General features: G+C 41.5%; 24 protein-coding genes. 3 read left to right on the top strand and 21 right to left on the bottom strand.

The annotated features are described in order from the left end of the window. Positions 1-167: 167 nt before the first annotated feature. From ACN6MW_RS18170 to ACN6MW_RS18120, 11 genes are all read right to left on the bottom strand, one after another. The gene (locus ACN6MW_RS18170) at positions 168-359 is read right to left on the bottom strand and encodes a hypothetical protein (protein ID WP_419876382.1); all 192 of its coding nucleotides are present in this window, start codon (positions 357-359) and stop codon (positions 168-170) included. 352 nt (positions 360-711) lie between these two features. Then, entirely contained in the window at positions 712-1578 is an 867-nt protein-coding gene (locus ACN6MW_RS18165; protein ID WP_419871469.1) for an SDR family oxidoreductase, read from the bottom strand. Positions 1579-1673: 95 nt separating this feature from the next. Next, entirely contained in the window at positions 1674-2093 is a 420-nt protein-coding gene (locus ACN6MW_RS18160) for an Rrf2 family transcriptional regulator (protein WP_419871468.1), read from the bottom strand. A 484-nt stretch (positions 2094-2577) separates the two neighbouring features. After that, positions 2578-3024, bottom strand: coding sequence for a GNAT family N-acetyltransferase (locus ACN6MW_RS18155; RefSeq protein WP_419871467.1), 447 nt, complete (start codon positions 3022-3024; stop codon positions 2578-2580). A gap of 188 nt (positions 3025-3212) precedes the next feature. Then, the gene (locus ACN6MW_RS18150) at positions 3213-4166 is read right to left on the bottom strand and encodes a D-2-hydroxyacid dehydrogenase (RefSeq protein ID WP_419871466.1); all 954 of its coding nucleotides are present in this window, start codon (positions 4164-4166) and stop codon (positions 3213-3215) included. Between the two features lie 185 nt (positions 4167-4351). Continuing rightward, on the bottom strand, positions 4352-4810 hold the full coding sequence (locus tag ACN6MW_RS18145; RefSeq protein ID WP_419871465.1) for a GNAT family N-acetyltransferase: 459 nt from the start codon (positions 4808-4810) through the stop codon (positions 4352-4354). 244 nt (positions 4811-5054) lie between these two features. Next, entirely contained in the window at positions 5055-5900 is an 846-nt protein-coding gene (locus ACN6MW_RS18140) for a hypothetical protein (protein ID WP_419871464.1), read from the bottom strand. A 156-nt stretch (positions 5901-6056) separates the two neighbouring features. After that, positions 6057-6779: a DUF6199 family natural product biosynthesis protein gene (locus tag ACN6MW_RS18135; protein WP_419871463.1), complete on the bottom strand. Its 723-nt coding sequence runs from the start codon at positions 6777-6779 to the stop codon at positions 6057-6059. Between the two features lie 353 nt (positions 6780-7132). After that, a complete protein-coding gene (locus ACN6MW_RS18130; RefSeq protein ID WP_419871462.1) occupies positions 7133-7597 on the bottom strand; it encodes a hypothetical protein in 465 nt (154 codons plus the stop codon). A 255-nt stretch (positions 7598-7852) separates the two neighbouring features. Next, on the bottom strand, positions 7853-8221 hold the full coding sequence (locus ACN6MW_RS18125) for a hypothetical protein (RefSeq protein ID WP_419871461.1): 369 nt from the start codon (positions 8219-8221) through the stop codon (positions 7853-7855). 525 nt (positions 8222-8746) lie between these two features. Then, positions 8747-9142: a hypothetical protein gene (locus ACN6MW_RS18120; RefSeq protein WP_419871460.1), complete on the bottom strand. Its 396-nt coding sequence runs from the start codon at positions 9140-9142 to the stop codon at positions 8747-8749. A gap of 306 nt (positions 9143-9448) precedes the next feature. Here ACN6MW_RS18120 and ACN6MW_RS18115 point away from each other — a divergent pair, with 306 nt between their 5' ends. Further along, positions 9449-10651, top strand: coding sequence for an IS110 family transposase (locus ACN6MW_RS18115; protein ID WP_419871459.1), 1203 nt, complete (start codon positions 9449-9451; stop codon positions 10649-10651). Positions 10652-10879: 228 nt separating this feature from the next. Here ACN6MW_RS18115 and ACN6MW_RS18110 read toward each other — a convergent pair whose 3' ends face one another. The 6 genes from ACN6MW_RS18110 to ACN6MW_RS18085 all read right to left on the bottom strand — a co-directional run bounded on the left by ACN6MW_RS18110 (position 10880) and on the right by ACN6MW_RS18085 (position 15528). Continuing rightward, entirely contained in the window at positions 10880-11080 is a 201-nt protein-coding gene (locus ACN6MW_RS18110) for a hypothetical protein (protein WP_419871458.1), read from the bottom strand. A gap of 363 nt (positions 11081-11443) precedes the next feature. Beyond that, complete coding sequence (locus ACN6MW_RS18105) at positions 11444-12058, bottom strand: DUF6518 family protein (RefSeq protein WP_419871457.1); 615 nt, start codon at positions 12056-12058, stop codon at positions 11444-11446. Between the two features lie 101 nt (positions 12059-12159). After that, a complete protein-coding gene (locus ACN6MW_RS18100) occupies positions 12160-12714 on the bottom strand; it encodes a hypothetical protein (protein WP_419871456.1) in 555 nt (184 codons plus the stop codon). A 264-nt stretch (positions 12715-12978) separates the two neighbouring features. Beyond that, positions 12979-13776, bottom strand: coding sequence for a YwqG family protein (locus tag ACN6MW_RS18095; RefSeq protein WP_419871455.1), 798 nt, complete (start codon positions 13774-13776; stop codon positions 12979-12981). 154 nt (positions 13777-13930) lie between these two features. Further along, on the bottom strand, positions 13931-14773 hold the full coding sequence (locus ACN6MW_RS18090; RefSeq protein WP_419871454.1) for a tyrosine-type recombinase/integrase: 843 nt from the start codon (positions 14771-14773) through the stop codon (positions 13931-13933). Between the two features lie 326 nt (positions 14774-15099). Further along, positions 15100-15528 carry a MarR family winged helix-turn-helix transcriptional regulator gene (locus tag ACN6MW_RS18085; RefSeq protein WP_419871453.1) on the bottom strand — a complete coding sequence of 143 codons (429 nt, stop codon included), beginning with the start codon at positions 15526-15528 and terminating at the stop codon, positions 15100-15102. A gap of 155 nt (positions 15529-15683) precedes the next feature. Between ACN6MW_RS18085 and ACN6MW_RS18080 the strand changes: the two genes are divergently transcribed. Then, entirely contained in the window at positions 15684-16994 is a 1311-nt protein-coding gene (locus tag ACN6MW_RS18080; RefSeq protein WP_419871452.1) for an amidohydrolase family protein, read from the top strand. A 414-nt stretch (positions 16995-17408) separates the two neighbouring features. Here ACN6MW_RS18080 and ACN6MW_RS18075 read toward each other — a convergent pair whose 3' ends face one another. Further along, the gene (locus ACN6MW_RS18075; protein WP_419871451.1) at positions 17409-18077 is read right to left on the bottom strand and encodes a hypothetical protein; all 669 of its coding nucleotides are present in this window, start codon (positions 18075-18077) and stop codon (positions 17409-17411) included. Between the two features lie 565 nt (positions 18078-18642). On the opposite strand from ACN6MW_RS18075, the gene ACN6MW_RS18070 reads away from it, so the two are divergent. Continuing rightward, the gene (locus tag ACN6MW_RS18070; RefSeq protein ID WP_419876381.1) at positions 18643-19437 is read left to right on the top strand and encodes an alpha/beta fold hydrolase; all 795 of its coding nucleotides are present in this window, start codon (positions 18643-18645) and stop codon (positions 19435-19437) included. Between the two features lie 364 nt (positions 19438-19801). Here the strand turns inward: ACN6MW_RS18070 and ACN6MW_RS18065 are convergent, their stop codons facing one another. The 3 genes from ACN6MW_RS18065 to ACN6MW_RS18055 all read right to left on the bottom strand — a co-directional run bounded on the left by ACN6MW_RS18065 (position 19802) and on the right by ACN6MW_RS18055 (position 21546). Next, positions 19802-20149, bottom strand: a complete 348-nt coding sequence (locus ACN6MW_RS18065) for a hypothetical protein (RefSeq protein ID WP_419871450.1) — start codon at positions 20147-20149, stop codon at positions 19802-19804. Positions 20150-20441: 292 nt separating this feature from the next. Continuing rightward, positions 20442-20888 (bottom strand): peptidase M56 BlaR1, encoded by a 447-nt coding sequence (locus ACN6MW_RS18060; RefSeq protein WP_419871449.1) that lies wholly within the window; start codon positions 20886-20888, stop codon positions 20442-20444. Between the two features lie 193 nt (positions 20889-21081). Continuing rightward, positions 21082-21546 (bottom strand): hypothetical protein, encoded by a 465-nt coding sequence (locus ACN6MW_RS18055; protein ID WP_419871448.1) that lies wholly within the window; start codon positions 21544-21546, stop codon positions 21082-21084. Positions 21547-21620 lie beyond the last annotated feature (74 nt).

Here is a 21620-nt window from a genome sequence, read left to right as displayed (position 1 = left end):
CCATTCCTCCTTATCGTGAATTCACGTAAAACGTTCTAACTATTTAAAGGTATGTATAGCTATTTGTCCGTCATGCCAATTCTTATTGCAGAAAAAAAAGCCCCTGTCAGCTGAATCGCTTACAGGGGCGCTTAGGATAGACTATTCGCTTGATATTTTATTCTGCATTAGCGGCAGCGCGCACAATGAGCGCAGCGAGCGCAGCCTCCGCAGCGCGCACACCCTCCGCACCTGAAGCAGTTGCCGCACCCGGCACAGCCTCCGCAGGAACAAAAACCGATACAAAATCCGATGCAAAATCCGATGCAAAGCCGTGCATTGTTAGGATCAACTTGGCCTTGACCGGCGTTTGGCGTCATTCCGCTTGATTTGTAAGGGTCAATATTCAAATTTTGAAGATCGTTTTTAAACTCATCCATCGCTGTAGCCTCCGTTATGTGCTCATGATTTTTTCAACGGCTTTGTCTTCATCGGGTATTTACTATTAGAGCAGCAGAAACTGGCCAATGCCGTTGATCGTTCATGACATATACGTATGAAATTACCTCCGCTAGTGTTACTGCTGCATCCGCCTATAAGCAGAATTTCTATGTCTATAAGAATACAGACAAAGAGGCTGCCTCCAAGGTCATACCTTGAAAACAGCCTCTCTAACCTCTCCCACCCAAGACGCTTGCGAACCCACCTCTTTTGGTTGATTCACGCCGTTAATTAAGATTGGATTTCGCTTACGATTTGACGGACACCCTCTTCGATCGGAGTGGCCGGACGTCCTAGGAGCTTCTGAAAATCATTGCTCTCGACTTCCAGTGCTCCCTCGCGAATCGCGCTCTGAATGCCAACCAGAATCGGAACGACCGGTTCAGGTACGCCTGCGCTGCCCATGATGCTGGCATAAGTGGCGTCATCCACTTGTTGAACGGGAACTTCACGTCCCAAGACGCCGGCAAGGCTCGAAGCCAGTTCCTCTTGCGTAGCAGGTTTGCCGGACAGCTCATAAACGGTATTCTCGTGGCCTTCGCCAGCCAGTACCGCTGCAGCCGCCTGGGCATAATCGCGACGTGTTGCCCAGCCAACTTTGCCTGATCCCGCCGACGTCAGCCAAGGCGCACCTCCAAGGACCGCTTGAATGCTGCTGATCTCGTTCTCCAAGTACCAGTTGTTGCGCAGGAAGGAATAAGGAATCCCCGTGTTTTTAATGGCTTCCTCCGTAGCACGATGCACCGGCGCAAGAAAAATCGGGTTCTCGCTGGCATTTCCTAGACTCGTATACGCAATGAAACCGACATTAGCGCGCTGAGCTGCTGCTACGGCAGCGCCATGCTGGCGAATCCGCGTTTCGTTGTCGCCGTCTGTGGACACGATCAAAAGACGGTCGATACCCGCGAACGCTTTGTCCAGCGTTTCCGGTTGGTCAAAATCACCATGGCGTACGTCCACGCCGCGGGCACGAAGGCTTTCCGCTTTCTCCGGATTACGAACGCTGACGGCCAGGTCACTTGCCGGTACGGTTTCCAATAACGTCTCGATTACAATCGCTCCCAATTTCCCTGTAACGCCTGTCACCAAAATTTTCATAATAATTCCTCCATTTTATCTAATCTATTATTCAATCGTCGTTATAATGACTTCGGTTACAACGACGGCATAATAAAAGCTCTAAGAGCTTTTTATTATACAAACTGAGCTGCTAACTGGCTTAAGTTTACTTGAGCCAGTCTTTGTTCCATCGCGGTTTGGGCTTCCTTCATTTCGGTGCGAAGAGCTGCTTCAATGTTCCGGCCAACCGGGCATTTGGGATTCGGTTCATCGTGAAAATTAAATAGTTGACCGTCTTCGATGACTTCCACGGCGCGGTAAATATCCAGAAGCGTGATCTGATCACGTTCCTTCAGCAATGAAGCTCCCCCTACTCCGGGACGAATATCCACCAACCCCGCCTTCTTAAGCATCCCCATAATTCTGCGGATGATTACGGGATTCGTATTCACGCTGCCTGCAATGTAATCGCCGGTACAATCTTTGGAGCTGCTAACGGCGATTAAAGAAAGGATGTGAACAGCAATGGAAAATCTGCTACTAATCTGTTTCACTTAGCATCACCACCGTTGTAACCATTGTAGTTACTACTGAACAAAATGTCAACTCCCTATCTGGGGAGAGTTAATACCTTAGGAAAATAAAGGATTAGACTGATTTGAGAGAGCTGCAATGTACTTTTGAGAGAGCTGCAATGAACTTATTATTGGTGGACTACACTGTAATTTATACAATGTATCTTCACCCAAACGCGCTTTTGCTCAGCTACAGTGTACTTTGTACAGCAGTAAGGAACATTTCCAGCTCAGATGCTGTGCTATAGGCGGATACTGTTGTATTTTCTGCAATGTAGCTCAGCTGTTGAGTACTCATGTTAGGTTTCTGCTGTACTTTCTGCTATGTAGCTCCCCACTTGAAGAGGTGATGCAGCGCTGCTGCACCAACAGGATGGCTCGGAGGTAGAGTGAGCGATCGTATACTTTTGAGTACTCTACAATGCACTTTTGAGTGAGCTGTAATGGACATGATGAACCTGTATTATTTGAACTTTTTAATAAAATTTATTTGGTCCTTTGTAAACATATACCCACGTCGTTCGTAGAACCTGTGAGCATGTATTCGACTTGGGTGGGATAAGAGTTTAATCCCAGAAAATCCACTGTTCTTTCCCCACTGTTCAAGACACTCAATCAACATGCTACCTACACCTTGATCTCTATACTCTTCTTTAACAAAAAATCCCAGGACGTTTACTAATGAGTCCGAAAATAGTAATTCATATGGGCTTCCATGAATATATCCTATTACCTCGTTGTTCTGTTCATAAACAAAGATGATATCCTTTGTTTTCTTTATTATGTTTTCAATCTTCTCTTTTACCTTTTCTTCAGAAAATAAGTTTAGATTTGGGTTGAAGTCTTGGTTTAACAAATAAATATCATGACAATCGGTTAACCTAATTTCCCTGATACTTTTTTCTTTCATTTTTGAACGCCTCAATTCGCTATATCATCAGAACACCTGAAATAAATGTTAGACGTCTTTGCATATCTGGGCAAGTCACTACGCTTTATTAGGGCGAAATACGAATTCATGTGACATCAGACTTATTTTGCCAACAAAGCAAGGACACTCCCCGGTAGAAGTGTCCACTGCAACTATAGTTTTTCTGTTTAATAATGCTTATCGAAATCCACGAGATTGCAGGACGGTTGACCGTTTTGAAGGTAAGCCTTTATGTTTTTCATGAAAATTTCCATTGCCCTATCATCATAATACACCGTTGAACCCGAATTATGCGGGGTGATGATGACATTGTCCATCTGCCACAACGGACTCGTCTCGGGTAAAGGCTCTTGCTCGAATACATCCAAGCCTGCACCGGCGATCTTGCCCTCACGCAGCGCTCCAAGCAAAGCATCGGTATCCGTCGTTCCGCCCCTGCCGATATTGATAAAGTGTGCGGATGCTTTCATGAGACCAAATTCCCTGCGTCCAAATAAACGATACGTCTCTGGTGTTAATGGGAGTGTAACGATGATGTAATCGCTAAGCCGGAGCACCTCATCGAGTCCGAGATTATCGAACATTTGATCCACATGTTGTGAAGGCTTTCCAGATCGTCTTACACCAAGTACCTTCATACCGAACGCTTTGCCCAACCTGGCCGTTTCCTCTCCGATCTCTCCGACTCCGATCACGCCCATCGTTCGGCCGTGAATTTCGTCCAACTCTCCCGTCGATTTCCAGGTATTTTGGATTTGATGGCGGATCGAATGATGTAGCTTTCGGGAAAAAGCAAGCATCATCGCCAAGATCGTTTCGGAAATCGGAAAAGCGTGTACGCCACTGGCATTTGTCAATACGATCCCTTGGGCAGCCATCTCGGCAAGCGGCATTCCGTCTACACCTGCCCCCCAATTCTGTATCCATCTTAATTTCGTGTTCGGATTCAAACATTGCTCCGCGACCGTCCCGATCCAGCCGACTATAATCTCAGCTTCCTTCAGGTGGGGAGTCCACTGCTCTTTATCGCCATGAATCACTTCCCATTCCGGGGGAATTGCCGTGTAAATCTGTTCAAGTTGGTTCTGGGACAGTGGACGCAAAAATACGATCTTTGGCATATGGCTATCCTCTTCTGTCCCAAAAAATAGGTTTTTCTATAGTATAAAGAATCGCCGCCTAGTAAGAAAGAGCTTATCTTAAGTATACTAACTTACATAAGAAGATAAATGCCTGATGATTATTGAGCTCTCGCTAGCCGTTAGCTTAATAAAAAGAGCAGGCCACCGCAGCGCCTGCTCAATATTTAATCTATTTCTATTTGATATATATTAATTTCTTCTGCATAAGCGGTCATAGCTGTTTCCTTGTATACCCATCCTAGTTTATCTAACAAGATACTTGGATTACTCGCTGTATATAATATATTAATCTCCATTGTTAATGCTTCTTCTAACATATAATTATACATGTATGTGCCTATTCCTTTATTTCTTTCTTCTTCTACTACAAAGAAATTAGATATCCATGGAGTGTCTTCTGATTGTACTAAGTTATTCTTCCTTGAGAGAGTAATTGTTCCTACAGGTTCTTCGTCTAAGAGCGCTACTAAAACCATTGGTAAGAAAAACTTGTTTTTTTCATCAAGGGAGAGATGCTTAAGATAACCTATAATTTCGTCGGTTGTTTGGCCTTTAGTTGTCCATTGTTTAATTAGATCTAAATCTTCAAGTCTATTTGCTAAATTATCAATTCTAAGTAACATTATTATTCCCCCTTTATAATTTCTGGATGAAGACTAAAAAGTGGAACGCTTAAGGAATTAGAGCGATTGAATCGTGAATTCCAGGTAGCAAACGAAATCTTAAAAAAGCGATGAAATTCTTCACCAAAAACCTAAACTGATCTTTATATTTATAGATTACACCGCTTCCTGTTTAGTTGAACGAAAGGCTGCCAAGCGGCAGCCTTGTCAGTATTGAACTATCGTTTCCCGTTAGCTGAAACTTTTATGAACTACTAGCACGGAAGAAAGGACTATCTTTAATTTGATTAACTTTGTTTTGAATCAAACTTTTCCGCTGATAATCTGATTCTAGTTGAATATTATGTTTTCTTTGTTGGTCCCGCAGAATTTTCAAATATTTATAATGATCTCGTTGAAAACATGATTCTACCTGCAAGTCGGGTAGTGGCGTCCATTGCTTAGTCTCTAAGTCATACATGTTGATTTGTTCTGGCAAGATCGTTTTTGAAGTTGTAATTATGATTGAAGTGGCAGAAGCTTTAAAAGTTAAGTCCTCTGCACGAACAACAAAAGAAAAAATAAATGACTTCTCGTAGTACAAGTCATTTTTTCCTGCGCCACTGATTAAATCAATCATTGAAAGTTTAAGACTGGTGTATTTATTAAATTCAGCGTTGTTAAAACCAAACCGATGCAATATTTCAAGGGAATAGAAAATAGTCTCCTTTTCCGTACCCATATAGAAAATGGTCGGTTTCCAGAGATCAGCAAACAGGTAAACCTGAACAAATTTTCCCTTTAGCAACCTCGTTTGTAACAATAAAGCTTCATCACTCATGACTAATGTGGATGCCATCGCAAGAATGTCTTTTTCGGATAAATTTGTTATAAGTTGTATGATAAGCTCATCTTCACCCAAGCCAATATGCGAATATATTTCAAAATGAAATAAACACTTTTTACAAATATATAATGTACTTCCTTCAGAAACTCCATTATCGTAATCTGCAAATTGTAAGAGGTTCTCATGACGAAGAGCATTCCAAGATGTAAGGGGGGAATCAATTAACTCCAATATTTTTGAGCATCTTTTACAAGTAAAATCCATCTCTATCCTCCGATATGGAAATAATTTGTACTTATTTCATTCTTCACATTTTTTCATTATCCTGCCCGTTAGCGTAATGAAGCAGCCGATCATTGTGGTCGGCTGCTTCCGTGTGTTTATTGAACTATCGTTTCCCGTTAGCGTAATAATGAATTCTCATATACCACAGGAAGTAACCATGATTATGAAAGAAAAAATAAGGGTAATCACCCCGCCGATCCGCCCGACCGTCAACGCAAGATTACTCGGCTTTGCATTACGGAATTTCCAACCCTCACTAAGCCACCACATGGCCCATGGAAACGCTATACTTGCAATTCCAGCCATGAAAAGCACAACACCGATAAGGAACAATGTACCGTTGAAATTTGAGTTGTCTCCGGCGATTTGATTGCCGGCAGATATCCGTTCAAAGTCAGCAGCAAGTTGCATAACATTATTGTCTTCCAAGTTTGCTTTAACTTCCACCGGATAAAGCGGTGTAACGGTTCCGTCAGTTCCCAAGCTTCCCTTTATTCGACGTCCATCAGGAAACACTGATTGGATTGTACCGTCAGCCGTATCGATAGTTGCTTCGTATGTCTCTTCATCGATCAAAAAACGAAATTCCTGACTGCTCTGCAGCAACTTGCCATTGGTTCCATCCTGAACTGCTGAAAAAGAAGTGACTTCAAACCGTAGCCGCTCGCCCGACTCAGAGGCAAAAATGTATGTTTTCATTTCGGCAACATCGCCTGATACGCTCTCCAATTCGTAAGACTCGCCTTGATAGTGCAAAGCTTTTTCTCCATTCCCACAAGCCGTAAGCAGTACTCCAAATAGGATAAGTGCAATCACCACCCAGAGTAATCTCAACCGTATACCGTTGATGATACACAATCTCTTTCCTTCCCCCTTATTCTGAGATATCCCATCATGAAATTTCTAAAGCGTTACATGTCGGTCCGAGTTGCACTTTCACCAATTTGCGGAAAGGCTGCCGATCGAAAAGAAAAGTTTATTGCGTTATAGTGCTTCGTTGGCGTAACAATGATCAGTTTGTAAATGTGTTGATTCCAAGATACAGTCCTTAATTTTAACGTTTCCAGTGGTTGGAAAGTTGCGTTATACTGCCCGTTAGCTCAACGAGGCTGCCGTTTCATGCCGGCAACCTCGTCCTTATGTTTATGGAGCTAACGTACCCGTTAGTTCAATCATTCACCATAAACGAGGTTTAATCTAACATAACTTTATTATTCTTTGGTGTCACGATTAGATTTTGATAACTCCAACAATGATTCTTTTGCTACATTTCGTACATTAAGATTTTCGTGATTTTCATATCTGATAAAAATTGGTACGTACTTTAAATTAAAAGTAGAGCCCAAAGCATAAATTGCATCTGCGAGTAGTTCAAATTCGATTAATTCAATTCTTTCTGCCAAATAATCTAATGAATCCTTTGAATAATCAGTTAGTAATTGCAAAATATCTTCTTTAACTTCTTTGTCATGATTTTCAAACAAGTGTTTTTCTAAGAGAACTATTATCTCATCAAAATAAGGCAAGTTGTATCCAAAATAAGGGTCTAGGTATTTATCTAAGCAAAATAATATACTTCTTTTTTCATCAACATTAGCACTTTTTAAGATTTCACCGATTGCATCTACACCTTTTTTAACAATGTCCTGATGCTTCTTAGTATACGAAATCAACATAACCACCACCTTATAATTATGACAATTGCATTATTCAAATCTGCCAGTTAGTTAAGCGAAGGGCTGCCACAAGGCAGCCCTTCGGCATTTAACTATCGTATCCCGTTAGCTTAACCATTTACTGCTATCCGACGTACAAAGTCTCGCAGCGTATTCCGCCTAAATTCCTTCCTCGTAAGTCCTCAGGAGGTCCGAGGGTCGCATGCCCCAATCCATAAATGCGGTACGTGTATGAAGTCCGTTCAGCACCCTTTATTACGCAACCACAATTCTTATTACTATGTAGTTGTTTTTATTATTTAGGCATGGCTTTATAAATTCAATAAGTGGGACTAGATAGTGTCGTAACACGCTATCATTGACCAAATCAATAATTAGAGATAGTTCCTCATTCAAAGTTTTTAGTTGCATAGGTCCTAAATCAATTTCTCCGTACACATCAATCAGTGAACAGTATTTTAGTTGATATCCATATCCTATGTGAACAATTCTACTTACAATTGATATTGGAATTAGAAACAGATCAGGATCAGCCTTCTGTTCCTGATTAAGGACTCTATAAAAATTAATTGGTTCCTCGTTTTCGTACAATTCCAACTTAAAAAGGTCTTGATAATTCTGCACTGAATCCACTCCTACATATTATTTTAACAGAATATCAAGCAACGTCTTATTACAAACTTTGCAAATTTTCTATGTTTGAGTATTCGTGAAGTGAATTAAACTATCCTGCCCGTTAGCTTAATCAAGCATCGTTAAACTAAAACCTTATTTTCTTAGAGCCATATTACCCTTATTGATTCAAAACATTAGGAAAAGGGTAAACATACGATAAGTGGGAATTGGTATTGAAAAACAGCGAAAACCGGAATTCAATTTTAGTTTCCGAAAGGTTGTTGATTCACCATGAAAACACGAAGAAGGATAAAAAGTTCGAGATTTCTGCTTCGATACTTTTTGAGTAAGACTTAGCTTCAGAAGTACATTTATAAACCGCTTCCCACTATAAGAGGACGCTGCGATTTAATTCGTGGGGTCCTCGCTTTTATGATACTATCAATCATTTTCTCCTTTGTTATTACGCTATCCTGCCCGTTACTTCAACGAACAACGGCAGCCAAACATATCGCCGGCTGCCGCAGTATTTCTTTACTGAACAATTGGTTCTGCTACTTTATTTTGGCTTTGAATACTAATATCACTTACTTTGTATCCTTGTGATGAAGTGTTAAAAGTAATTTGAACTACATCATAGGAACCATCTCTTAGTGTTACTTTTCCTTCTAGAGTGAACTCTTGCGGAGGATAAGTATCTGACTCCTCCATTGGTAAGATTCGAAAGGTGTCGAAAACATAGTCATCATACTGTTTATCAAGCACATCCATGAACTTAGGTTGAAGCTCGTAAATAATGGCCTTTTCCAAAGTTCTAGATTTAGAATCGCCGTACGAATTAGAGCTTGTATCTTCATAAGCATTTACCTGGCTGATAATGTAAAGTTCATCGCTCCAATAACCAAGATAAAAATAGCCCATCTCAACCACATCGTGAAAACCTCCTTTTTTCGGATATTTTACCCATATGGTTTTCGAACTATCCTGCCCGTTCGTATTATGAGGTCACCAGATCTTTCTGGTGAACCTCATTTTTGTGTGGTCGTAAGATAGCGGTAGCCGGGGATCGAACGTTTCTGCCCGTGGGAGCTGGATCCCGAGAGCTATTCAGTTCATCCCCCCTATTTGTTAAACCATGATTAGGCTGGTTGGGACAATGATCCCGAATCACATGCGATAATGTGGAAGACAAGAAGGCTAGGGGTTGCCGGTGAAAATAATATAAGGAGTGGTTTAATGAACCCTGTAATTGGATTGGATGTATCTAAAGGAGAGAGTCATGCGCAAGCTTTTTCAGATCGCGGTGCGCCCTACGGCAAGACCTATCGTTTTGAGCATAACCTAGAAGGACTTGCATCCTTTCTCCGTTATGTTCAAGACCTGGAATCCTTTACTGGACAGCGCCCGGCCGTTGTTTTGGAAGCGACAGGCCACTATCATAGCCCCGTTGTTCAGTTTCTAGACGAGCATCAGTATCTGTATATCATAATAAATCCGTTAATCTCACACCAAGCGAAAAAGACTAATTTACGCAAGGTGAAAACGGATGTTGCTGACGCGTACCAGTTAGGGGAATTGTTCTACAAAGAAGAGCTCGAGCCTTACAAAAAACGTGGTCAGTATCTTATGAATCTGCGTTACCTGACACGCCAATATGAGTCATTGACGGAGATGTATGTTCAGGCAAAGCTACAATTCCAGGCTGTGCTGGATCAGGTTTTTCCAGAGTATCGTGGCGTGTTTGGCGACCTTTATTCGAAGGTGTCTCTTCGTTTCCTGGCTCTATATCCAACATCCCAATCGGTGCTAGCGATGTCAGAGGAAACCGTTACAACCAACATTCAGCGGCTTGTTGGGCATGTCACTACCAATCGATGGTCGCTGGAAAAGACACAGATACTACTAGCAGCAGCAAAGCGAAATCCCTTCAGGAAGACAGCTTTTCCGAGTCATTTAATCTCGCTCGAGCTGCTCATTAATTTGCTACTTCAATACCAAGAGCATCTAGCGAAACTTGATAAATCGATAGAGGCTCTGGCTGAAGAATTAATGGAGTACGATCTAATCCAATCGATACCCGGCATTGGCACCAAAATTGCTGCAACAATTTTAGCTGAGATCGGGGAAATTGATCGGTTCGATCATGCAAAGAAACTGGTTGCGTTTGCTGGTATTGATCCTAGCGTGTTTTCTTCCGGCAAGTTTTCAGCAACCCGAAATAAAATCACAAAACGCGGTTCTAGGAGGCTCCGGACAGCCTTATATCAAGCTGTAAGATGTGGACTGAAAGGCTCACGTAACAAGAGAATAAGAGATTATTACGACAAAAAGCGAGCAGACGGCAAACTATTTAAAGTAGCTGTAATCGCTTGTGTTAACAGACTGATCCACTGGATATACGCGATTTTAACGAAGAAAGAACCTTTCTGCCTAGACTGATTAAGCAATGTTTAGACATCGAGGAAAACCTTCCCAATTTCTATGGGACGGTTATTTGTCATGCACTTTTATCAGTATAACATCCTTCATTGCATTCATTAATAATTAAATATTGACAAGCTATTAGCTGGAATAGTTGAATGAAGGCAGCCGTCATTTTGACCAGCTGCCTTTAGAAGTCGTTATTGAGCTATCGGTCCCCGTTAGCTTAATGAAGAATAACAAATGCTATTTATTTATGATACCTTCGTTGATTAATTTTTCTTTATCTTTCAAAGAGAAATCTCCAGGCTCCCAAGTCTCTAAATGTCCAGCTCCTCCAATAATATCTTCATTATTTTGATAAATGTCAGCGTATATTTTCTTTCCTGTTTTTTGTTTTTCTTTCAGCAAGTAGGTTGTAATATAAATTTCTTTATACGGCTTCAAATCAATACCTACGTTTGTTGCAGGTAGAAAGCCTTTTGTCTCCTGAGTTCTTTCGCTAATTTTTTCCTCAATATGCCAGCCAAATGACTCAAGGTACTCAATAGGTTTTATGTAAATCTGCTCGGTTGGCTCTTTACTACAACCAATCAGGAAAACAAAACAACATAATGTAAGATAAAGAATAATCTTTTTAATCTTAATGCACCTCCATTTATCAAATTTTCACATTTCAATATTAGACGTGAAGACCCATATGAATGTTGCAAATTTCCAATTATCCTGCCCGTTAGCTTAACGAAGAAAGGAGCAGCTGCCGCAGCAAACTACTCCTTAATTGTTCTACTATCGTACCCGTTAGTTGAATTAAAAGTACGAACGATCAATAAGATGGAAATGCGAAATTACAAGAAATAGAACTACCACAATGGGTAAAATCCGAATATGCTGCAAGCCTCTTTTGGGTAGGAACACAAACAACAATACTGCTAAAAACAAGTCAAATCCTCGAGGAATAGAAAAAAAGTATATAAAGCTATACCCTTCTGCCAATAGCAAGCTGATTGGAATGGAAGTACAAAGAGCAGCTATCCAGCCCTTTCCTCTACTGAACCACACAACATACCCACCAATTGGTGAACAAATAGCAAGACAACCCCATGCCAAAAAGGAACGTGTTGGGAAAAAACCGAACAAGTTCATCTCATAGATGTAATATACGCAAAGCATTGATACAAAGAAGACAAAAACATGTAAAGCCGCTGCCCGCGGTGAACGACTCCAAGCTCCTACTGTTGTTGCTACGAAAATCCAAAAACCTAACTCGCTGCCGATTTGTCCTACAACAGAACCATCAATATATTTCGCTAAAAAACCCAAAACCGCCCCGAATATTAACACAAACAATACTCGTAAAAGCTTCTGTTGGAGTGTAATCAGGTTATCTGAAGATTGTCTTATATTCGCCAGTTGCTCATTCATACTCAATATCCCTCCTTCATCTTAAACTCTACTGCCAGTTAGCTGAACAGGCTGCCAATGTTAACGGCAGCCGTAGACTTTGCACTATCGTACTCGTTAGCTTAACGCTTTAGAGCAGCAAAAAATTTAATCTTGGTAAAACAATTTGCTGTAAGAATTTTTTTATTTAACTCTTGTAATGTTTTTATTAATTCCTTGGATTTTGAAATAAGTTCTTTTTCAAAATCTCCAAAGAGTATTGTCTCGTTGATAATTTCTTCTTTTAATGCATTAATAAATAATTTTCTTTTAGTTCGAATTAATGGGCCCTCATGAATTTCTAGATTTAACTGACTAACGATAAGTTCATTTCCTTCTTTAATGAACTCGAGCCATGTCAGAGGGTTTTCAATATACTTTAATACGACGTAGTTGCTTTTTTGAAGTTGGTAATACACATCGATAAGAAAATCAAAATGAGTCAAAATTAGCTCAGAATAAATCCGCTTCGTCTCTAGTCCCATTTCAGGAGAAGGATAAGATAAATATTCAATCCCGTTTATGATAATGGTAAAACAACCATATATTTGATTATATTCTTCTTTAAAAGTTTGGAGATCAATTGTTCGAAACTCAAGGATATCATCTTCAAAGATTTCATATTTAATATCAAACATTAGTGATCACTCCGAACTTAACATATAAACATATATCACCATATTATTGTGTTACAAAGTTGAATGTTTTCATTAGTTTGTTGCGTTAACCTGCCCGTTAGTTGAGAAAACACCAGCCGGTCATAGGCCGGCTGCCGTCGTGTCAGGATTGAGTTATCGTTCATCCGTATGGCTGAGTGTCTCGACTTCCAGCAAACGTAGTGGGATTTGTTCAGAATTTCTATTTAGTTCCTAACAAATGGGGGGATTTTATGGGGCCGCATACTAAGTACCGACCCGATCAGTAAACACTTCATCAAAATTCCTATTCAGCAAATCTTCCTTTGTAATATAAAAATAAAGTAATCCTGATAAATCCCATTGCATTCCTATTTCATCATTGGTATCTGCCTGGAATAACAACTCAGTATCAGCATCTTGAAAGTCATACTGTAATCCATTTATATAACCAAAAAAGCGAAATCCAATATCATGATTACACATCTCATAATATGAAGAGCAGAAGTTCTCGTAGAGGACATACGCTTCCTCGTCGTTATCAAATAAACGTTTTTCATTAATAAGTGAGTTAACCGGAATCATGTTTTCAAATTTTAAACTCATTAAACAACTCGAAAATGAAATGATATCGGGATCTGCCTGAATTCGTTTCAGATCGGATAAATCAGATGTGTAAAGCACCACGTTTTGATCTTTTGGAAAGGCGTCATATAAAAATTCATCAGAGAAAAGCACATCATCATCACAAGGATAAAAAAAATGAAGAATCCCAGTGGCAGGGTAATTCTGATCTATCGAAGACATAGGAAATTCCTCTAAATTTATTTGTGCTATAAAACTCATTGGATGCCCTTCCCAGTCCGGCCACGTAAAACCCATTGGAATATCAGGGTTCCCTCCAATCTTACTTTGCCCGATAGGAATTTCATCTTCTGGTGCTATAGTCGGTTCTAGGAAGAAACCAGGCTTCACTAACTGATTGTATTTCTCCCAATGCCTTTCCAAACCTGCGTTCAAAAATAATTGTTTGATTACCTCCAATGACGGCTCCGGCTGCATCATTCGCATATCCTCCATAAAATAGTATCTACTGTATTTCGACAGAAGATATTCATCCCCTTTAGCTAAACAAAAAAGGAGATCCGTCTATTCAATTATCCTATCCTTCAGTTGAATAGCGGCGGATTTCTAAAGGGGTATCCGCCGCCAATACGCACTAAAAAAATCGTCGATAAAGTTCTCTCCGACGCTCGCCGCGGAGCTGTGCGTAAATTTGTGTGGTTGATGCTTTCTCATGACCGAGCATACCTTGGATGAAATCTAGAGGAGCACCATTATCAAGGAGCTGGCATGCATAAGTATGTCTAAAGCGATGAGGATATACGTTCGCTTCAATTTCTCCCCGATCTGCAAGCCGTTTTAATGCCCATCTAATCGTAGGTATAGCCAAACGTTTTGTTGGATGAGTACCGGTTACAAATAAGGCTTTACAGGAATCCCCACGACTGGCCAGGTACTTCTTTAACCATACTTTGCACTCTGTCGTAAAGTAAACTTCTCTCTGCTTCGAACCCTTGCCATTAACGATTGCTGAGCAGTTCTCCCAATTAAGGTCCTCGATATTGATCTTCTCCACCTCGCCAACCCGGCAGCCGGTACAGTAAAGAAACTCAAGCAGCGCTCTTTCCCTGAGTGACTGACAAGAGATCTTCAAGTGTATAACGTCTTCCTCAATCAAAAACTTAGGAATGCGCTTATCTAATTTTGGTTCTCTCAATTTTAGAGAGGGATTTGAAGTCAGATACGTCTCTTCATACGCGTAACGGAAAAGAGAACGAACAAACCGAATTCGATGGCCTAGGCTGCTTGGCTTCAACCGATCTGCTTGTTTTGCCAAGTACTCCTTAAGCATTGTTAACGTTACCTCCGTTATATCGAGGCCACCTAGCTCCAGTATTAACATTTTGTGCTGAAGGGCGTATGCCTTTAATGTTTTTGGACTGAACCCTTGAATACGTTTGTCAGCTTCATACAACCTCCACAACTCATTTAAGTTCATAACAAAACCTCCCTTTAGAAGCTATTAAATCTAGTTTGCTTCTAAGGAGAGGTTTTAATCTGCTTACAGTATTGAACTAGCGTTTCCTGTTAGCGTAGCAAAGGGCTGCCATGTGGCAGCCCTTTCGGGGTTGAACTATCGTTTCCCGTTAGCTTAAAGCTTATTTGTACACTCCTGATCTTTTAGTTTAGAACTTGTTATCTAAGGAATATTATTTGATGCATCATATGGATTGTTCATTTCTTGCTGTTTTAAATGCTCGCCAACTGGGACAAGCGTATTTTAATTTGTAAATGTCTCCATAGCCTCATGGGGAATCCTCTTCTTTATATGCGCTCATTGATTTTGATCAACAATTTCTTTAAGACTTGCTTCTCCTCGTTAGTAAGGGCTTGAACGATTTCATCCTCCACCTTTTGGAATGAGTTATTAAAGCCTTCAATCAACTCAATCGCTTTTGGCAATACATATATATTTTTTTGCCGTTCATTATTGGCCGGGATTTTGCGCTCAATGAACCCTTTTTGCTCTAGACCTTGAAGCATGCTTGTAATACTCGCCCCACGCACATGAAACCGATCTGCAAGGTCCTTTTGAATAATATGATTATCTTGGTTCTCGTAAATATAGTCGATTACTTTTCCTTGTTGAGAGTTTAACCCTAGTTCCTTTATACTCTCGTCCGCTCTTTTCTTTAATTTAAGACCGATAATCTGAAACAAATCCAAATAAGGCGTTTCCTTTCGGGATTGCATGATCGTCCCTCCTGAAATTGTTAGAAAGCTAATTGTAAGCAACTAAACTATACAGTGATCCTATACGAATGTCAAAAAACTTAGCTTATTGACAGTTAGAATTCTAACAGTTATACTTCGAATTGTTATAAACAAACACATTGGAGGAATTTCAAATGGAGAAGATAAATCAAAATGCTGCGTTAGAACAAGTTACTGCGATTACAAATGTACGTATTTTTGATGGAGAACAAATTATTGCGTCAAGACATGTTGTCATCAAAGGGGAGTCCATTATTGCAGTGGGCGGAGACCTTCCGGCCGATGCAACGATTATCGATGGGGAAAATGCGACTTTAATGCCCGGTCTGATTGATGCACATGTCCACACCTCAATCGGCGGATTACGAGATGCCTTAAAATTCGGCGTTACGACAGAACTCGAAATGAACGGCGATTTTACGAAAAGAGGACGTGAGATCCAGTTAAAAAATGTGGATGACGTTGCAGACGTCCGTTCTGCCGGCACAGCAATCACCGCTCCGGGCGGACACCCAGATGAATTGCTGCCGGATGGGGATGAAATACCGGAATTCGTATTAAAGGAGCTAGAAAAGTTATCGGAGGAAGACCGGGAAGCGATGTTGGCCGCATACGCTCACGATCACGATGAAATACCGCAAGTGACAACGGTGGAAGAAGCGATTAAACATGTGCATACTCAATTGGAGAATGGTGCCGACTATATTAAGATCATGATTGAAGAAGGGACGGTCATGGGTGCACCTGGCCTGCCTGTTCTAAGCGACGAGATTCTAAAAACAGCAGTGACAGAAGCCCACAAGTTCGATAAGCTGGTCATCGCCCACGTCTTGACGGCTCTTTCATCGCAAGCAGCCATCGATTTTGGAGTCGACGGTTTGGGCCACTTGTTTATCGACAGACCCGAGTACACGTCCGAGTTGGTGAAATCCATAGCGGATTCAGGCGCTTTTGTTACACCGTGCTTGGTGTTAAACTCATCTATTGTTGGGAAACCGGCATCGGAATTGGCGAATGATCCGCGTGTTCATTCCAAATTAAGTTCGGATTGGATCGGTATTTTGAACTCAAGCTTCAATACGTTCCCGCAAGGCAATATGGAGAACAGCTTTAAGAATGTGATGGATCTTCACCGTGCCGGAGTTGATATTCTGGTAGGGACGGATGTTGCGCCGGTTCCCGTTCCGAACCTTGGCGGCCTAGCTCACGGAGCAAGCGTCCACCACGAAATGCAGCTGCTGGTGAAGGCCGGGTTCACTCCAATTGAAGCTCTTCAGTCGGCTACATCCAAACCGGCCCGTTGCTTTGGTCTTCACGATCGCGGCCGCATTACCGAAGGTGCGCTCGCTGACCTTATTCTCGTAAACGGTGATCCGACAACCAATATCTCGGATACCTTGTCGATCACATCCGTGTGGTTCAATGGTTCGCAGCAACTAGGTTAATCGGGTTCGATCTCCCTGTACAATGTCGTCAATGCGAATGATGAGCGAACCGGAGATGATGATGCCGTTGCTGATCGTAAAATCGTCAAAAAGAGGGACTGCAGACTAGTCCCTCTTCGACTTTAATCTATTAATCCAAATCCTCCTGTCAGGTACGACAGCCAGATCAACGTTCCTCCAGATACAATCAAACCCGTTTTATTCCCATTGGATTATCAATGTAGTCATTGTTTAAATTTTACTACATTTTGGAACTATCCTGCCCGTTAGCTTAACGCGCAGCAGTACATCTGTACAAAACATCTCATTTTGTGAAGATTTAAAAAGGATCTGCCGGGGAAGATCCTTCTTCGTTTGTATAGAGTCAGTCCTTCATTGAACTAACGTTTTCCGTTAATAAAATGACGTATCTGATTATTGTTTATATTTTGCAGCAATCTGCTCTTTGAGAGAATTGAAATGTTCCGTATTGCCAGCAAAATGCACTTCATTATCGATGATTTCTTGCCGGCTCAAGGTACCGCACGTAAAGCGGATCGATGATTTCGAATCATTCAGATTGAATTTACCTTGATAACCACCTACTGGAACGTATATGCCGGACGCATCCTTCTGCAAAAATAAGGTGTAATGGTCTCCCTTCACCATCGGAACATAGCCGGAAACTGACCGAAACATGCTTCCATCCTCGAAAAAAGCGCTTTCTGATACTGTTATTTCCCGGCCCTCTTCCGCCTCGCCTTTGAATACTTGCAGCAATTTGATTGAAGTTACAGCTTGATCAATATCACTTTTCCCTCCGACTTTCCTGATTGTGGATTCTCCAGACTTCTCAGCGAGTACGATCAGATCGGACATGCTTTCTAATAAAGTCAAATCTTTGACTTCTAGAGCCGTAATTCTCTCCACCGTGAGCCTTTTACTTTCCTGAATGTCTTTATTTTCAACTTTCTCAAACTCTTGGTTTAATGGTACTGATTTCACCGCTGTCACTGTCTGCTCGGGAAATTTGTTAGATGCATACACGCTGCCCCCTGTAAGAAGCAGGCATGTACCGATAATAATGAGCATTTTCAAATTCATACTTGGTTTCTCCCCCCATAAATTACTAGTTACTATCTTGGACGCATAAGAGACATTGGATGTTGCTCAAAAACGACATCCAAATATGCCTTCAAATTAGGATAACTGCCCGTTAGCTCAACGAGGCTGCCGTTTTATGCCGGCAGCCTCGTCCTGGTGATTGTTAAACTACAGTTACTTCAATAAAAAGAGGAGCTTCCTCGAAGCAAGCTCCTCTACTATCATACCCATTAGTTCAATTGCTGGCATGTCGCCGACTCCGTGAGAGGAACTGCAATAAATTACTATTTACGCACAAATAATCGCCACTTCGTAGGCGATATTGGAGTTTTATTCAGCGGTTTACCTTTTGCTCGAAAAAAATATGGCTTTCAGATCATCCGATCGTTCGGGGGTACGCTGCACGTCTTCAGCGAGAAGAACAAGGGGATCGAGATGATGGCGAGAATCCCTAGTCTATAGAATCGACGAACAGGGACCGCCGCGCTTCCGCTCGGGCATTCACGTTTGGGCGCTGAGCGCGTATCATATCGGGATAGGATTTTGATTCGCGGAGGCATTGATGGTGGGATACTACGTAACAGTAGAGCCGGGGGTAAATCTCTACGTGGAGGATATCAACCCGACAGGAAGCAAGACGATAGTGTTTCTTCATGGTTGGCCGCTCAGCCATGACCAGTTCGAATATCAGTTCGACGTGCTGCCGGGCATGGGCTACCGCTGCATTGGCATCGACTGGCGTGGCTTCGGCAAGTCGGACCGACCCTACGGCGGCTATAATTTAGAACGGCTTGCGGACGATATCCGCGCCGTCGTCGATGCGCTGCAGTTGAAAGATTTCGTGCTCGCCGGACATTCGACCGGAGGCGCGATCGCGATCAAATACGTCGTGCGGTACAATGGCGGCGGCGTATCCCAGCTCGTACTGATCGACGCGGCGGCGCCGCGTGGCTTCACCAAGGAGACGGCCGCACAGTTGCTGAAGCAGACGTTGAACGACCGGGCGAACATGATGCTCGGCGTGACGGACATTTTCTTCTTCCGGTACATCACAAAGCCATTCTCGGACTGGTTCAATCGGATGGGCATGCAAGCCGCCGGCTGGTCGACGGCCGCGATCATCGTCATGCTACGGGACTTCGATTTGAATGTTGACCTGTCTCGCATCCAGGTGCCGACGCTGATCGTGCACGGCATTCATGACCAGGTCATTCCGTTCAGCCAGGCGGAGGAGATGCATCGAAAAATTCCCCATTCGCGGCTCGTGCCGTTCATCTACAGCGGCCACGGCTCGTTCTACGACGAACGCGACAAGTTCAATCAGCTGATGCAGGAGTTCGTCGGGACTGCGCCGCAATGAACGCCTCCCCTCCGGAACCGTAATAGCACGACGACAGGCAGCTGGCGAGAAGCCGGCTGCCTGTCGGTCGTTCTCGATCATTCCAGTGGTCTTTTCGGGTCCCGATAATGGATTAGGCTTAAAGCGCTTCTTCCCAGGCCAATGGCTGCGCCTAATAGAATCGATGTTAATCCCTCCCTTTAAGTTCTCGTTTCCCGTTAGCTCAAATTGGTATGAACTACAATTATATTATTCCACTATACTGCCAGTTAGCGTAATGAAGCAGCCGATCATTTTGGTCGGCTGCTTCCGTGTTTTTATTGAACTATCGTTTCCCGTTAGCGCAATAGGACCGCCAACAGCTATGTGATAACAAGAAAATATCCTATTCAATTTTTCCCTTTCCAGCCAATTGAGTTCCACCAACAACACTTATCTGACCGAACGTATAAAAATAATCTGTTTTTTGGGCTTCCTTACTACCTTGGACTGAAACGAAATACTCTTTGCCTTCTTCTATCAGGTTATAAAGCCTTGAGTCATCTATCATTACTTTATATTTTGTTTTATTTTTTGTTGTGTCATTGGCATTTGACCCAATAACCCACATTTTAAGGTATTTACCAGGTTCAATAAGGCTATCTTTCTTTTCAATATGCATTTCCATAACTATGCTTTGAAAAGATTTCTCTCTCTTAACTTGAAAATAAAAAGTTAGCGATAAAATCAACACCAAGGTAATCACTGAAAAGATAAATAAGTAGATACTTTTTTTCTTGAATGAAATATTCAGGTTTTACACCACCAGTCAATTATTCGATTTAAACTAACCGCCCGTAACAGCGGGACTCCTCTTTAGCACGATATTAGTAATTTCTTCTTTACACGTACCGCTTTAGCAACACAATTTGTTGCATTATCCTGACCGTTAGGTAAATAAATGCTTCCGATCTTTCTGTTCAGCTGCCTTCGTGTCATTGTTCAACTATCGTTCCCCGTTAGCTTAACTTTTCTCTACAATAAGGTTAATCGGGCCTTATTATATCTCTATCTAATTTCCCGTTCTCTGGTTTTAGTTGGATATTGAATGTACCTATTTCTTTACCATTAACATCATATAGCGGAATTTTTCGAACACTTCCTGGAGCAATACTACGTTGTTTAGACAATGCTTCTTCAGGGCTTTTGGGCATTTCGGTTTCCAAGTCTTTTGCACGTACATATCCGAGAGTGCCATCTACACCAACTGCTTGAACTAAATCCGGCCCTGCATTTGATGCTGCGTTTTCTCCAGATCCATATGTCTCGCCATTCTTGTTTACCGGGAAACTGGGAGTATGTTCTTGAGTATTGCTTGGATTAATATTGGTTTTAGCATTTGTACTATCGAGAGCCATCGTTCCTACCACTATGCCAGTGACAAAGACAACACCAATGATGACTATTCGTATACCCGTTGAATAAACCCGCATTTTGTTCACTCCCTAATTATTTTGATGGTACTGTCCCCGACAGTTATTAAGTTTCTTTACATTGTGGCTGTGTCACCTTTTTGTTACTACCCTATATGAGTGTAGCATCATCGTTACCTTCTCACTTTTCGAATGTAAATATCTCAACGATATTTTCAAATTCCTCTTTTGATAATGAAGGAAACGAAATTCCCTACTCGACCACGATACTAATTTGATCTTCATTTACTACATTCGTGCAACCTTTTATTGTACCAAAGGTTTGCGATTCGGGATCTCCATCATATGCACAATATTGTTTTACTACTTGATAATTATTATTAATTGGAATGATAGAATAGTCTATAACAGGCAATTCCAAATCATTTTCATACTTTAAAATTACAGAGACCCTAATGTTTTCAAGATCATTACTATTAACTTTAACAATTTCGAAATCAATTAGTTTTCTTCCATCATTCTTTTTATTCATAATTTCTGTAAAATAATCATTGATAATAATTTTTGCTGATTCATTTGGATCTTGTAAAACCTTATTAACAGGCATACTTGTTATTTCTTCTAAGGGTTTGTCGAGACTCTGAGCACTAACAATTCCGATGCATGTTGTAATGAATAGTACCAGTAGGAGAGACGCAACTTTTGTACTTGCAAACATAACTAAAACTCCTTCGCAAAATAGTTTATTGACCAGAATATATAACGATCACTCCAAGGGAAATCTTTCCAAAA

The sequence above is a fragment of the Pristimantibacillus sp. PTI5 genome, assembly GCF_048572955.1.
In the GTDB taxonomy this organism is placed as follows: domain Bacteria; phylum Bacillota; class Bacilli; order Paenibacillales; family Paenibacillaceae; genus Pristimantibacillus.
Note: the sequence above shows the minus strand (reverse complement) of the source record. Positions and strands in the feature narration are given on the sequence as shown.